Source organism: Reyranella sp. (assembly GCF_017305915.1).
Taxonomy (GTDB): domain Bacteria; phylum Pseudomonadota; class Alphaproteobacteria; order Reyranellales; family Reyranellaceae; genus Reyranella.
On the sequence record NZ_JAFKJN010000013.1, the window covers coordinates 143,554 to 156,981 of the forward strand.

Genomic DNA, 13,428 nt, shown 5'->3' on the forward strand with positions numbered 1-13,428 from the left:
TGGTTTTGCGGCGGCCGCGCGGCTTTAACGCTCGCGCAGGCTGTCGTGGGCATATTTGGAGAGCGGCGACAGCAGGTAGCTCAGCACGGTGCGCGAGCCGGTGCTGATCTCGACCGTCACCGCCATGCCGGGGCTCAAGGCCACGACGTTGTCGTCGACCTTCATCTCGGCCTTGTCGAGCGAAACGCGCGCCGAATAGACCAGCTCCTGGCCGGTCGGCTCGCTCGAGGCGTTCTGCGCGCCCTGCAGCCGGTCCTTGGACGGATCGCCCGGCTTCTGCCGCATGATGGCGTCGCGCGAGACGCTGAGCACCGTGCCGTGGCGCAGCCCGTAGCGGGTGAAGTTGAAGGTGTCGATCTTGATCTGCGCCTTGGCGCCCTCCGACACGAAGCCGATGTCGCGGTTGGAGACGTTGGCCTCGATCTCGATATGGCTGTCGAGCGGCACGATCGCCAGCAGCTGCTGCGCCGGCGTCACGACGCCGCCGATCGTCTGCACCGCGAGCTGCTGCACCACGCCGTCGACCGGCGCGACCAGCGTCTGCAGCTTGGCGCGCTGCTCGGCCTTGTTCAGGTCCTCGCGGAAGCCGATCGCCTTGCGTTCGGCCTCGGCCAGCTCGGCGGCGCGGGTGCGCCGGTACTCGGCGACCGCCTGGGCGCGCGCCTCGACCACGGTGGCGATCGCCGCCGTCGCCTCCTCGTAGCGCCGGCGCTGGACGGCGAGCTCGTAGCGCATCTCGTTGAGCTGCTGGATGTTCTCCAGGTAGGTGAGCTTGGAGCCGAGCTCCTTGTCGGCCAGCCCCTTGCGGATGTCGACCCGCTGCTCGACGTAGGGGATGGTGGTCTTGAGCTTCTCGATGGTCGCCGCGATGGTGACCCGCTCGGCCTCCTTCTGCGCCAGCTGCCGGTCGAGATTGGCGAGCTTGCTACGCTGCTCGGCCGCCAGGCTCAGCAGCAGGTTGCGCTGCAGCTCGAGCAACGGTCCCTCGGCATTGGCCGGCGCTGCGAAGTTCCTGAGCGGATCGTCGAGGTCGCCGAGCGCCGCGTTCAGCCGCGCCACGTCGAGGCGCGCCGACAGCAGGTCGCTTTGCAGATGGGCGCGCTCGGCCTCGGCCGCGGTCGGATCGAGCTCGATCAGGCGGTCGCCGGCCTTGACCCGCTGGCCGTCGCGGACATGGATGGCCTTGATGACGCCGGTCTCGAACGGCTGGATCAGCTTGGTGCCGCCGGTGGCGACGATCTTGCCCGGCGCGGTCGCCACGATGTCGATGCGGCCGATCCAGGCCCAGGCGATCATCGCCACCGCCAGGATCACGATGGTGGCGGCGACGGCACGGCCGATCGGCGACGGCGGCGTCTCGATGATCTCCAGCGCCGCCGGCAGGAACTCGCGCTCGGCCTGGCCGCGCTGGCCGCGCGCGGACACGCCGAGCAGCGCATAGACCAGCCGTTCGGCGCCGGACACGATCGCGGCGCACAGCCGGCCGATCCAGCGGAACGGCGCGGTGAGCGCGCGGCCGAGGGCGTCAAGCCACCTCATGGAGCCCCGACTGCAGCTTGTGGAGGGTGGCGTAGCGGCCCTTGCCGTGGATCAGCTGGTCGTGCGTGCCGTCCTCGACGATCTGGCCCTGCTCGATGGTGATGATGCGGTCGGCGCGGCGCACCGTCGACAGCCGGTGGGCGATGACGAGCACGGTGCGGCCGCGAGAGATCGCCGCCATGTTGTCCTGGATCGCCCGCTCGCTCTCGTAGTCGAGCGCGCTGGTCGCCTCGTCGAAGATCAGGATGCGCGGGTTGTTGAGCAGCGCGCGCGCGATCGCGATGCGCTGGCGCTGGCCGCCCGACAGGGTGTCGCCGCGCTCGCCGACCATGGTGTCGTAGCCCTCGGGCATGCCGAGGATGAACTCGTGGGCGCCGGCGAGCTTGGCCGCCTCGATGACCCGCTCCAGCGCCGTCCCGGGATCGGCCAGCGCGATGTTGTCACGCACCGTGCGGTTCATCAGGATGTTCTCCTGCAGCACGACGCCGATCTGCCGCCGGAGCCAGGCCGGATCGGCCATCGCGAGGTCGGTGCCGTCGATCAGCACGCGGCCGCCTTCCGGCACGTAGAGCCGCTGGACCAGGCGGGCGATCGTGCTCTTGCCCGAGCCCGAGGCGCCGACGATGCCGATGAACTGCCCGGCCGGGACGGCGAGCTCGACCTCGCGCAGCACCGGCGGGCCGTCGATGCGGTAGCGGAAGGTCACCCGCTCGAACCTAATGTCGCCCTTGATCGGCGGCAGGGCGGCCTGGGACGCCGAATGCGACGGCTCGGCCGGGGTGTTGAGGATGTCGCCCAGCCGGTCGATCGAGATGCGCGCCTGGTGGAAGTCCTGCCAGATCTGCGCCAGCCGCAGGATCGGCGCGGTGACCCGGCCGGCCAGCATGTTGAAGGCGACCAGCTCGCCGACCGTGAGCTCGCCGCCGATCACCAGCCGGGCGCCGACATAGAGGATGGCGGCGACCGTGATCTTGCTGATCAGCTGGATGGTGTTGCTGGCGACGTTGCCGAGCTGCAGCACCCGCATGCTGGCGGCGACGTAGTTGGCGAGCTGCTCCTCCCAGCGGCGTTGCATCTGGGGCTCGACCGCCATCGCCTTCAAGGTCTCGACGCCGTTCACCGATTCGACCAGGAAGGCCTGGTTCTCCGCGCCGAGCCGGAACTTCTCGTCGAGCCGGCGGCGGAACAGCGGCGTCGCACCCGCTGAAATGATTGCGTAGAGCGGCAGCGAGGCCAGCACCACCAGGGTCAGCATCGTCGAGTACATGAACATGATGGCGATGAAGACGATGGTGAACATCAGGTCGATCGCCAAGGTCAGGGCCGAGCTGGTGAGGAAGTTGCGGATGTTCTCGAGCTCGCGCACGCGCGCCACCGAATCGCCGGCGCGGCGGGCGCGGAAATAGGCCATCGGCAGCGCCAGCAGGTGGCGGAACAGCCGCGCGCCCAGCTCGACGTCGATGCGGTTGGTGGTGTGCGAGAAGAGATAGGTGCGCAGGATCGTCAGGATGCATTCGAACAGCGCGATGCCGGCCAGCCCGATCGCCAGCACGTCGAGCGTGCTCATGCTCTGGTGCACCAGCACCCTGTCGATCACCACCTGGAAGATCAGCGGCGAGACCAGGGCGAAGATCTGCAGGAAGAACGAGGCGATCAGCACCTCGGTGAACATCCGGCGGTACTTCCAGATCGCGCCCATGAACCAGGTCACGTCGAAGCGCCGGGCGAGATGCAGCAGCGAGCCTCGCCGCGTCATCAGCACCAGCTCGCCGTTCCAGGTCGCCTCGAACTGCTCCTGGGTGAGCAGCGAGGGCCGCGGTTCGTTGGGCGCCTGTAGCAGGACCTTCTTGTCGTCGGCCTTGGCGACCACGACGAAGCCGCCATCCTTGAGCGCGGCGATCGCCGGCAGCGGGGTGGTGGCCAGCCGCGCGAAGGCGGTCGCGCGGATGCGGGCCTTCAGCCCCAGCCGGCGGGCCGTCCGCAGCATTTCGGTCTTGCCGATGGTCTGGGTACCAAGCTGGTGGAGGATCTGGTTGCCGTCCGCGCCGATGCCGAGGAAGCGCAGAAGCAGCGTCAGGCAGGCGAGGCCGGGGTCGATCTCGGGGGCCGAGGACGATGGGGCGTCCATGAACCTGTTCGGTTGTGATTCCAACGACATAGGATAAACCAAGGGGTCTCTCCTGACGACTCCTCACGCCGCCACAGGCCCGACATGGATCCTTTCGTTCTGCTCAAATTCCTCGGCCGGGCGGCGCTGCCGCCGGCCTCCATGGTGGCCGGCCTGCTCCTGGCGCTGCTGCTGGCCCTGTTCGGATGGCGCAAGCTCGCGCGTATCGTAGGTATCCTGGCGGTGCTCCAGACGGTGCTGCTGTCCGTGCCGGCCGTCGCGGATTTGTTGATGGAGCCGCTCCAGAGGCAGGCCCGAGCTGCCGCCCAGAAGGCCGCGCCGTGCTGCTACGACGCGATCGTGGTGCTGGGCGGTGGCATCGCGCCGGCCATTCCACCCTGGTTGCCCAACCCCGATCTCAGCTCGGCGGCCGATCGGCTCTGGCACGCGGCGCGGCTCTACCGGCAGGGCGTAGCGGCCAAGGTCATTGTCAGCGGCGGCGATCCGCTGGCGCGCTACGGCGGCGTGCCGTCCTCGACCGAATCCGTTGCCATGACGCAGTTTCTCACCGATCTCGGAGTGCCCGGCTCGGCGATCGTGAGCGAGGCGCAGTCGACCAATACGAGCGACAACATCCGGCTGGTCCGTGCGATGGTGCAGGACAAGCCCGTGGCGCTCGTGACCTCGGGTTACCACATGCCGCGCGCGCTGCGGCTGGCGGCGCGAAACGGCCTGAATGCCGCCGCCTTTCCGACCGACTGGTACCCGCCCTGGCAGGCACGCGCCTATTGGGACAACTGGATGCCGAGCGGCGACGCCCAGGAAACGTCGACGCGGGCGATCTGGGAGTGGCTCGCGCTCGCCTTCGACTTTCGCCCGTAAGGTTCAGACCGTCTTCGCCCAGTCGCGCAGCACGAACTTCTGCACCTTGCCGGTCGAGGTCATCGGCAGGTCGCGGAACACCACGTAGCGCGGGCACTTGTAGGAAGCGAGGTTGGCCCGGCAGTGCGTGATGATGTCGTCGGCGGTCGCCTCGGCGCCGGCCTTCAGCACGACGAAGGCGCAGGGCGTCTCGCCCCATTTCTCGTCGGGCTTGGCAACCACGGCGACGTTGGCGACGGCGGGATGCTTGATGATCACGCCCTCGACCTCGATGGTCGAGATGTTCTCGCCGCCGGAGATGATGATGTCCTTGGAGCGGTCGCGCAGCTCGATGTAGCCGTCCTCGTGCAGCACGCCGAGGTCGCCCGAGTGGAACCAGCCGCCGGCGAAGGCCTCCTGCGTCGCCCTGGCGTTCTTCAGGTAGCCCTTCATCGTCAGGTTGCCGCGGAACATCACCTCGCCCATGGTGCTGCCATCACGGGGGACCTCTTGCATAGTGGTGGGATCCATCACCGTGACGCCGTCCTCGGCGGCGTAGCGCACGCCCTGGCGCGCCTTGAGCCGCGCGCGCTCGCCCGAATCGAGCGCATCCCAGTCGTCGTGCCAGGCGCACACCGTCGCCGGGCCATAGACCTCGGTCAGGCCGTAGACATGGGTGACGCGGAAGTTCTCCTTCTCCAGCGCCTCGAGCACGGCGGCGGGCGGCGGCGCGGCCGCGGTCATGAACTCGACCCGGCGCTTCAGCGGCCGGCGCTCCTTGGGCGTGGCGCCGATGATGAACTGCATGATGATCGGCGCGCCGCACATGTGCGTCACGCCATGGTCGACCAGCGAATCGTAGATCGTCGTCGCGCTCACCCGGCGCAGGCAGACCGAGGTGCCGGCGACCAGCGCCAGCGTCCACGGGAAGCACCAGCCGTTGCAATGGAACATCGGCAAGGTCCAGAGGTAGATAGGGTGCAGGCCGATCGGCCACTGGGTGGCGTTACCATAGGCGGAAAGCGTCGCGCCGCGGTGATGGAACACGACGCCCTTGGGGTTGCCGGTGGTGCCCGAGGTGTAATTGAGCGAGATCGCGTTCCATTCGTCGCCGGGATAGTCCCAGCGATAGTCGGCGTCGCCGGTCGCGATGAACTCCTCGTAGGTCGTGTCGCCGATCGGCACGCCCTCGGGATACTGCGGGTCGGCGATGTCGATCACCAGCGGCTGCACCTTGGCGGTGGCCAGCGCCTCGGTGGCGACCTTGTGGTACTCGCGGTCGACGATCAACAACTTGGCCTCGCTGTGGTCGAGGATGAAGCCGATCATCGCCGCGTCGAGCCGGGTGTTGAGGCAGTTCAGCACGCCGCCGGTCATCGGCACGCCGAAATGCGCCTCGTACATCTCGGGGATGTTGGGCGCCATGATCGCGACGGTGTCGCCTTGCCCGATGCCGATCTTCTCCAGCGCCGAGGCGAGCTGCTTGCAGCGCTCGTGGGTCTCCGCCCAGGTCTGGCGGCGCGGCCCGTGCACCAGGGCGAGGTGGTCGGGATAGACGCTGGCCGAGCGCTCGAGGAACTGCAGCGGCGTCAGGGTGGCGTAGTTGGCGGCGTTCTTGTCGAGGTCGCGCTCGTAGATGTTGGCATTGAGCGACGGCGCCTTGTGGTGGAGGGCCGGCCGTGCGCCCGGCATGCGCACCACCGACTGCCGGTTCTTCACCGGGCGCCGCGGCGCGGGGCGGACGACCGGCTTGGGCGCCGCCGCCTTCTTCTTGGCGGCGGACTTGCGCGATGGCGTTTTCGGGGCAGGACGTTTTGCCTTGGCGGCCTTGGGCTTAGCCGTGCGTTTCTTGCCCGAACCCTTCGACGTCTTTCTCGCCATGGCCCTGTCCTGTTGCCTCCGACCCCCTGCACTTTACCCACGAAGCGGCAGGCGGGAACACCTGTTCCATCTTGAAGTGCGCACAATCTGCACACACATTACGCGCGACAGGGGTGGCTAACATGAAAATCAAGCATCTGATGGCGGCCTTCGCCGCGATCGTTCTTCTGGTGCCGGCGGTGGCCGATGCGCGCGCCGGCGGCGGCACCAACAACGGCAGTCGCGGCACCAAGACCAACCAGGCGCCGCCGCCGACCCAGACGGCGCCCACGGCCAAGCCGATCGAGCGCAGCACGACGCCGAACCAGCAGCAGGCGCAGGCGGCGCCGCGGCCGGCGGCTCCGGCGGCACAGCCCGGCTTCTTCCAGCGCCATCCGTTCCTGTCGGGACTGATGGGCGGCCTCGTCGGCGCCGGCCTGATCGGCATGCTGATGGGCGGCGGCTTCGGCGGCATGGCGGGCATCCTCAGCCTGCTGATCCAGGCGGCGCTGATCGGCGGCCTGGTCTTCCTCGTGCTGCGCCTGGTCCGCGGCCGCTCGGCGATGCCGGGCGAGATGCGTCCGGCCTATGCCGGTCCGACGCCGCATCAGGCCGCCGCGCCGATGGCGCGGTCGACGCCGACGATGCTGGCCGGCAGCACCGCCGGCCTCGCTATCGCCAAGGAGGACTTCGAGGCCTTCGAGGCGATACTGGGTGACGTCCAGGGCGCCTACAGCCGCGGCGACCTCGGCCGGCTGCGCACGCTCGCGACGCCGGAGATGCTGGGCTACTTCTCCGAGCAGCTCTCCACCAACGCGAGCCGCGGCCTCGAGAACAAGGTCGAGGCGGTGAAGCTCGAGCAGGGCGACCTGTCGGAAGCCTGGCGCGAGGGCGACATCGACTACGCCACCGTCGCCATGCGCTTCAGCATGACCGACGTGACCCGCCGCCTCACCGACGGCGCGGTGGTCGAGGGCAATCCGACCGCGCGCAGCGAGGCGACGGAAATCTGGACCTTCCTGCGCAGCCGCGGCGGCAACTGGATCCTGTCGGCCATCCAGCAGGCCTGACCGGAAACCGCTCTACTCGAGCTTGATGTCGAGCTCCTTGATCAGGTTGGCGAAGTAGACCTTGTCGTCGCCAACCTGCCGGCCGAACGCGGCCGGCGACTGGTGGTGGGCGATCTGCGCCACGCCCAGCAGCTTGGTCTGGAGGTCCGGTTCGGCTGCCGCCTTGGCCGCCTCCTGCGAGATGCGCTCGAGCGCATCGCTGGGCGTGCCCTTGGGCGCCAGCAGGCCGAACCAGCTCCGCTCGCGGAAGCCCTTGAGGTCGAGCCCGGCCTCGCGTGCGGTCGGCACGTCGGGAAGATCGGGCAGGCGGGTCGCGCCCTCCTGCAGCACGGTCCGCACCTTGCCGGCCTTGTGGTAGGGCACGAACGACGGATCGAACACCATCTGGATGCGGCCGTCGAAGATGTCGCCGGTGGCGTCGACAATGGTCTTGTAGGGCGCGTGCTGCATCTGGATACCGGCGGCGCGCGTCAGCACCCCGCCGGTGAGATGGGTGATGGTGCCGAGCCCCGACGAGCCGTACCAGAATTTTCCGGCGTTCGCCTTGGCGAGCGCCACGAACTCCTGCCAGGTGCCGGCGCCGAGCTTGGTGGTGATGGTGACCGGCAGCACCGGCGTCGACAGCCGGCAGGCCGCGGTCAGCGCCTCGGGATCGTACGGCACTTTCCGCACCGACGGCGTGATCGCCATGATCGCCGTCGGCGACAACAGCAGGGTATGGCCGTCGGGCGCGCTGGTCGCGACCATGGCCGCGCCGACGCCGCCCGAGGCGCCGGGCTTGTCCTCGACCACGATCTGCTGGCCCAGCCCGACGGTCATCCGCTCGGCATAGAGCCGCGCCACCTGGTCGGCCGAGCCGCCGGGGCCGTAGGGCACGACGAGCCGCAGCGGCTTGCTGGGCTTCCAGTCGCCGCGCGCGGCGATCGGCGTCAAGGCAGCGAGGCCGGCGGCGAGGGCCGTGCGACGTCGGATCATGCGTTTCCTCTCCCTCTTTTTCTTGTCAGGCGGCGTTGAGCGCGAACGAGTCGAAGAACTTGCGGGTGTCCGGCCGGGCCTCGATGCCCGGCTTGCCGGTGACCAGGAGCTGATAGAGCCGGCCGCGGATCCAGTAGAGCCGCACCGCACGATGGCGCACCGCCGTTTCGACGAGCACGAATTCGCGGCCCGGGAAGCGGCCGAGAGTGAGCTTGCCCTCGCCGCGATAGGCGATGCCGGACGCCATGTTGTTGCGGAAGGTATCGAGCAGCACGTCCGCCGACGCCGCGCCCGAGATGCGGCGCGGGTAGCTGGTGTAGACCACCTGATAGGTCGCGTCCGGCGTGCCCAGCACCGCCTCGGCGACCGGCGCGGTCTCGTTGTTGCCGATCGACACCGTCGTCGCGTTCAACTTGGGCGTGCCGGGAAGCTAGACGTGGAAGTTTCCGTCGTCGCTGCGATAGTCGCTCCACGCCTGGCTCCAGGCGCGAGAGGACGTCAGAGCCGCGAAGCTTGCCAAGACGAGCCGTCGTTTCATCGTTGCGCCATCCCTTCATGCGGAGTGTTTTCCCGATCGCTGCCGCGCGCAAGCGCGTCTGTGGCTTTGCGGCCACAACGCTTACGCGTTTGCGCATCAACGCGTTTTGTCGGTTGCGGGCATGTAGGATCGCGCGTGCATCCGTCGGCGGCGCTGCGGCGCTGCGGCGCTACCGCGAGCGCACCGGCATTGCGGCCAAGCTGGCAGTGGTGGCGCTCACCTCGACGGGCTTCACCATCGCCGATCCGGCCGATGCCGGGATGCTGGACGTGGTCGGATTCGATTCCGCTGCGCCGGCGCTGATCGGCGACTTTGTTGCAGATCGGTTATGATCCGATGAGAGAGCGCCTCGCGAGAGGTGCTCTCTTTTTGGTTGTGTTCGTCGATGGCATGCGCTTAAGCTTGCACGCGCTCTTGGGGGAGCGTGGGGTGTTGGGGAGCGTTTCATGCCGCAGTCAGACCCGATCACGCCGCTCACGCCGGCCGAACAGGCGTTCGTCGATCATCTCGACGCCACGAGCAATCGCGACCAGGTGATCGGCTGGCTGAAGCGCGATCTCCAGACCGCGATCGAGATCGAGCTGGCGACCATCCCGATCTATCTCAACACCTACTATTCGCTGGTGCGCAACACGACGACCGGCGAGGGCCTCGGTCCCCTCGAGCAGTTCGTGAACAAGGCCGGCGGCGTGATCATGAGCGTGGCGGTGGAGGAGATGCTCCACATGTCGCTCTCGTCCAACGTCCTGTTCTCGTTGGGTGTCGCACCGCAGCTCTATGGCCGGGCGCCGAAGCAGTATCCGACCCCGCTGCCCTACCACAAGCGTGTCGGACCGAAGGGGCCGCACGGCGGGACCGACGTGCTGATCCCGCAAGCCCGGCTGAGCTTCGAGCAGCTCTGGCACTTCCTGCAGATCGAGTATCCCGAGCAATGGAACGACCCGCCGCAGGACCGCGAGTGGCAGACCATCGGGCAGTTCTATTCGTACATCCGCTGCCTGATCAGCACCAAGTTCGTCACCGACGCCGACTTCCAGAACGGCCCGTCCGCCAGCGCGATCCAGCCGTTCAACTATTCGCCGAACAACGTCGACACCGTCTACCCGACCGGCAAGTTCGATCCCTGGACGCCCGCGCCGCCGGTGCCGCCGCCCTCCTGGGCAGCGGCCCCGTCCGCGTCGGCCGCGGCCGTCTATCCGGACGCCCCGGACAGCCACGCCGGCCCGGCCGAGCTGGTCACCGTCAGCTCGCGGCGCGACGCGGCGATCGCCATCGACACGATCTGCGACCAGGGCGAGGGCTATCCGACGCCGAATGTCGGCCCGGGTCCCGACGACGATCCGTCGAAGGACGAAGAATCGCACTACATGAAGTTCCTGACGCTGCAGGCGCAGTACGCGGAGTACACGGGGACGACCGAGCACCTTCCGGCGCAGCCAACGCCACCGCCGCAGCAGATGCCGATCATGCACGACAGCGATCTGTTGAAGGCGCAGCTTGTCGTCGACTTTCCCGACAATCCGACCACGGCGAGCTATCCCGCGCAGTACCAGCCGATCGCGGCCTTCTGCAGCGCGTGCTTCCAGTACATGCTGATCATGACCGAGACGATCTACCGGGTGCCGCCGGCCAAGCAGAAGCTGTTCTTCAACGAGGCGTTGCACCGCTCGATGATCTGGGTGCTCGACAAGTACATCCGGACCATCCGCGACATCCCGCTCGGCAGCGGCAAGTACATGGCGCCGGTGTTCGAGAACGTCGACCTCGGCGCCCGGGAGAACTCGTTCAAGGCGCTGATCGCCTACGGCGCCAACGCGATCGCCGCGGCGTACACCGTGTCCGCCGGCCTGGACCCCAAGTCGGATCTCTACCAGGCGATGACGAACGTCATTTACTACGTCTGCGTCGCCACTCCGCAGCCGGACAGCACGTACACCGGCAGGACGCTGCCCGATGTCGGTCCGTACTGGGCCGGCGTACGGCAATCCGGCGGGCAGCAATGAGGAGTCGACCATGTTGAAGGCCGTGAAGCCGCGAGTGGCGGCGGCGCTGAAGCCGGGCGAGCCCGTGCCGACGCCTTATCCCTATCCCGCCCCCGTGCCGGCCTTTCCGGCCAATCCCGCCCCGCCACCCTGGGGAATGCCGCTGCACGCCTGCATGGGCCTCAACAGCTGCGCCGGCTCGGACCGGTTCGGCCCGGCGGGCCCGCCGGGCGGCCAGCCCAATGCGTGCGCCGGTCAGGGCTATTGCTCGACCGCCGCCGACCACACCTGCCACGTCCAGAACCAATGCCGCGGGCAGGGCGGCTGCGGCCTCTACGGCACCGGCGAGGAGATGAACAATCCGGGCGCCAACGACTGCAAGTCGCTCGGCTCCTGCGCCACGCCGATCAACGCCGAGCGCTTCAGCACCAACGGCCCCAACCAGGGCAAGAGCGTGTGGGCGCGGGCGCGCACGGTATTCGCGCAGAACTGGCCCAAGATCCAGCAGGAGCTGCTCGCCAAGCAGGCGAAGGGCGAGATCCCCAAGGGCCAGCCGCTGCCCCAGAACCTCGGATCGCCGCCGGCCGCGTTCGTCGCCACCGGTCCGACCTACCTGTGGATCAGCGACGACAACCAGGAGCGCTACAACATGACGGCGTGCGGCGCGAGCGGGATGAGCGGCGCGGGTGGCTGCAGCTAGCGATGTGATCGCGGACCTGCCGAGGCTCGGTCTCGGCCTCGGTCTGCGCAACCTTCATTTCGAGGAGATCCTGTCGAGCCGGCCGGCGGTCGACTGGTTCGAGGCGATCTCCGAGAACTTCATGGACTCCGGCGGCCGCCCGCGGGCGGTGATCCGCGCCATCGCCGAACGCTATCCGGTGGCACTGCACGGCGTCTCGCTGTCGATCGGCAGCACCGACCCGCTCGACAGGGATTATCTCGCCCGCCTCAAGCGGCTCGCCGACGAGATCCGGCCCGCCTGGATCAGCGACCATCTGTGCTGGACCGGCGTGGGCGGCCTCAACTCGCACGACCTGCTGCCGATGCCGCTCACCGCGGAGAGCCTGACGCATGTCGCGGGCCGCGTGTGCCAGGTGCAGGACATCCTCGAGCGGCCATTGATCCTCGAGAATCCCAGCAGCTACGTCCGCTTCGTGCAGTCGACGATGGAGGAGCCCGAGTTCCTGCGCCGGCTCGCCGAGGCTACCGGCTGCGGCCTGCTGCTCGACGTCAACAACGTGTTCGTGAGCTGCTTCAATAGCGGCGCCGATCCGGTCGCCTATCTCGAGGCCTTTCCCTGCGAGCGCGTCGTCCAGATGCACCTCGCCGGGCACCAGCAGCATGGCGGCCACATCATCGACACCCACGACCGGCCGGTTCGTCCCGAGGTCTGGGAGCTGTTCCGCCTCGCCTGGGCGCGCACCGGCGGGGCGTCGACGCTGCTCGAATGGGACGGCGACATTCCGGGCTTCGCCGACTGCCACGCCGAGCTGCTGAAGGCCAAGCCCTACATGGACGGGCGCTTCGATCCGGAGAGCGTCCAGCCGACCGGGTCCGGCGGCGGCGCCGGCGTCTCCAATCCGGTCGGCTTCCTCGTGCCGCGCGTCATGGACAGCGCCGTGCTGGAGCCGGCATGAGCGTCGGGCCCGCCGACCTCGCAACCGTCCAGCGCTGGATGCACGAGGCGCTGGTCTTCCCGCGCCGGGTGTCGCGCGAGGGGATCGATGGCCGGCTCGCCTCGTTTCCCGGCCTGAGCGGCGCCGAGGGGCTGGCGATCTACCAGCGCGGCTACTTCCTGCGTATCGCGAGCTGCATGCGCGAGCAGTTCCCGGCGCTCTGCCACGCGCTCGGCGCGCCGCTGTTCGACGATTTCGTCGCCGAGTACATCCGCGAGCAGCCGCCCGAAAGCCATACACTCTACGATCTCGGCCGCCGCTTCCCGGCGTTCCTCGACGAGAGCCGGCCCGATCGCGATCAGCCGCCGGAAGAGCGCGAGGTGTGGATCGACTTCATGGTCGATCTCGCCCGCTTCGAGCGCCAGATGTTCGTGATGTTCGATGCCCCGGGCCACGAGGGCAAGCCGTTTGCCGCGCCTGAGACTCCGAACGCGCAACTGCGTCTGCAGCCGGCCTTCGCGTTGGGCGCCTATCGCTTTCCGGTCGCCGCCTACTATCACGCCGTTCGCCAGAAGCAGTCCGTCGAGCTGCCGCCGGCCGAACCGAGCTTTGCGGCTCTGGTGCGGACGGACTACGTCACCCGCACCGTCGTGCTCAGCGCGCCGGAGTATCTGTTCCTGAAGGCGATGACCGACGGCGGCGGCGTCGACGCGGGGATCGAAGCGGTGGCACGGCACCTCGGCGCGACGCCGGACGAGGTGCGCCGATCCTGGGTGTCGGCGCAGGGCAGCCGTCGGCGTTGGATGGAGTGCGGGTTCTTCATCGCGTCGTAACGCGCGCTGTGGCTTGACCGTCACACCCGGCCGAAAAGCTTTCTCGT

Annotated in this window: 12 protein-coding genes; 7 read left to right on the top strand and 5 right to left on the bottom strand. The window is 68.5% G+C overall.

Annotated features, from left to right (window positions below; all coding sequences use genetic code 11):
• Nucleotides 1-24: 24 nt before the first annotated feature.
• Together J0J01_RS12100 and J0J01_RS12105 are read right to left on the bottom strand one after the other, a co-directional pair.
• The gene (locus J0J01_RS12100; RefSeq protein WP_296380849.1) at nucleotides 25-1,539 is read right to left on the bottom strand and encodes an HlyD family type I secretion periplasmic adaptor subunit; all 1,515 of its coding nucleotides are present in this window, start codon (nucleotides 1,537-1,539) and stop codon (nucleotides 25-27) included.
• Nucleotides 1,526-3,667: a type I secretion system permease/ATPase gene (locus J0J01_RS12105; RefSeq protein WP_296380852.1), complete on the bottom strand. Its 2,142-nt coding sequence runs from the start codon at nucleotides 3,665-3,667 to the stop codon at nucleotides 1,526-1,528. Before J0J01_RS12105 ends, J0J01_RS12100 begins: the two co-directional genes overlap by 14 nt.
• 84 nt (nucleotides 3,668-3,751) lie before the next feature.
• On the opposite strand from J0J01_RS12105, the gene J0J01_RS12110 reads away from it, so the two are divergent.
• Nucleotides 3,752-4,528 carry a YdcF family protein gene (locus J0J01_RS12110; RefSeq protein WP_296380854.1) on the top strand — a complete coding sequence of 259 codons (777 nt, stop codon included), beginning with the start codon at nucleotides 3,752-3,754 and terminating at the stop codon, nucleotides 4,526-4,528.
• 3 nt (nucleotides 4,529-4,531) lie between these two features.
• Here the strand turns inward: J0J01_RS12110 and J0J01_RS12115 are convergent, their stop codons facing one another.
• On the bottom strand, nucleotides 4,532-6,199 hold the full coding sequence (locus J0J01_RS12115) for an acyl-CoA synthetase (RefSeq protein WP_296380975.1): 1,668 nt from the start codon (nucleotides 6,197-6,199) through the stop codon (nucleotides 4,532-4,534).
• Between the two features lie 311 nt (nucleotides 6,200-6,510).
• Between J0J01_RS12115 and J0J01_RS12120 the strand changes: the two genes are divergently transcribed.
• Nucleotides 6,511-7,437, top strand: coding sequence for a TIM44-like domain-containing protein (locus J0J01_RS12120; RefSeq protein ID WP_296380856.1), 927 nt, complete (start codon nucleotides 6,511-6,513; stop codon nucleotides 7,435-7,437).
• A 12-nt stretch (nucleotides 7,438-7,449) separates the two neighbouring features.
• On the opposite strand, the gene J0J01_RS12125 is transcribed toward J0J01_RS12120, so the two are convergent.
• The gene (locus tag J0J01_RS12125) at nucleotides 7,450-8,412 is read right to left on the bottom strand and encodes a tripartite tricarboxylate transporter substrate binding protein (RefSeq protein WP_296380858.1); all 963 of its coding nucleotides are present in this window, start codon (nucleotides 8,410-8,412) and stop codon (nucleotides 7,450-7,452) included.
• A gap of 25 nt (nucleotides 8,413-8,437) precedes the next feature.
• Nucleotides 8,438-8,824, bottom strand: coding sequence for a hypothetical protein (locus J0J01_RS12130; protein ID WP_296380860.1), 387 nt, complete (start codon nucleotides 8,822-8,824; stop codon nucleotides 8,438-8,440).
• Nucleotides 8,825-8,952: 128 nt separating this feature from the next.
• Between J0J01_RS12130 and J0J01_RS12135 the strand changes: the two genes are divergently transcribed.
• From J0J01_RS12135 to J0J01_RS12155, 5 genes are all read left to right on the top strand, one after another.
• Nucleotides 8,953-9,282 carry a hypothetical protein gene (locus J0J01_RS12135; protein ID WP_296380863.1) on the top strand — a complete coding sequence of 110 codons (330 nt, stop codon included), beginning with the start codon at nucleotides 8,953-8,955 and terminating at the stop codon, nucleotides 9,280-9,282.
• A 114-nt stretch (nucleotides 9,283-9,396) separates the two neighbouring features.
• The gene (locus J0J01_RS12140) at nucleotides 9,397-10,953 is read left to right on the top strand and encodes a ferritin-like domain-containing protein (protein ID WP_296380865.1); all 1,557 of its coding nucleotides are present in this window, start codon (nucleotides 9,397-9,399) and stop codon (nucleotides 10,951-10,953) included.
• A gap of 10 nt (nucleotides 10,954-10,963) precedes the next feature.
• Nucleotides 10,964-11,632 carry a hypothetical protein gene (locus tag J0J01_RS12145; protein WP_296380868.1) on the top strand — a complete coding sequence of 223 codons (669 nt, stop codon included), beginning with the start codon at nucleotides 10,964-10,966 and terminating at the stop codon, nucleotides 11,630-11,632.
• On the top strand, nucleotides 11,619-12,569 hold the full coding sequence (locus tag J0J01_RS12150) for a DUF692 domain-containing protein (RefSeq protein ID WP_296380870.1): 951 nt from the start codon (nucleotides 11,619-11,621) through the stop codon (nucleotides 12,567-12,569). The genes J0J01_RS12145 and J0J01_RS12150 overlap by 14 nt, the downstream gene beginning before the upstream one ends.
• Nucleotides 12,566-13,381, top strand: coding sequence for a DNA-binding domain-containing protein (locus J0J01_RS12155; RefSeq protein ID WP_296380872.1), 816 nt, complete (start codon nucleotides 12,566-12,568; stop codon nucleotides 13,379-13,381). Before J0J01_RS12150 ends, J0J01_RS12155 begins: the two co-directional genes overlap by 4 nt.
• The last annotated feature ends 47 nt before the right edge of the window (nucleotides 13,382-13,428 follow it).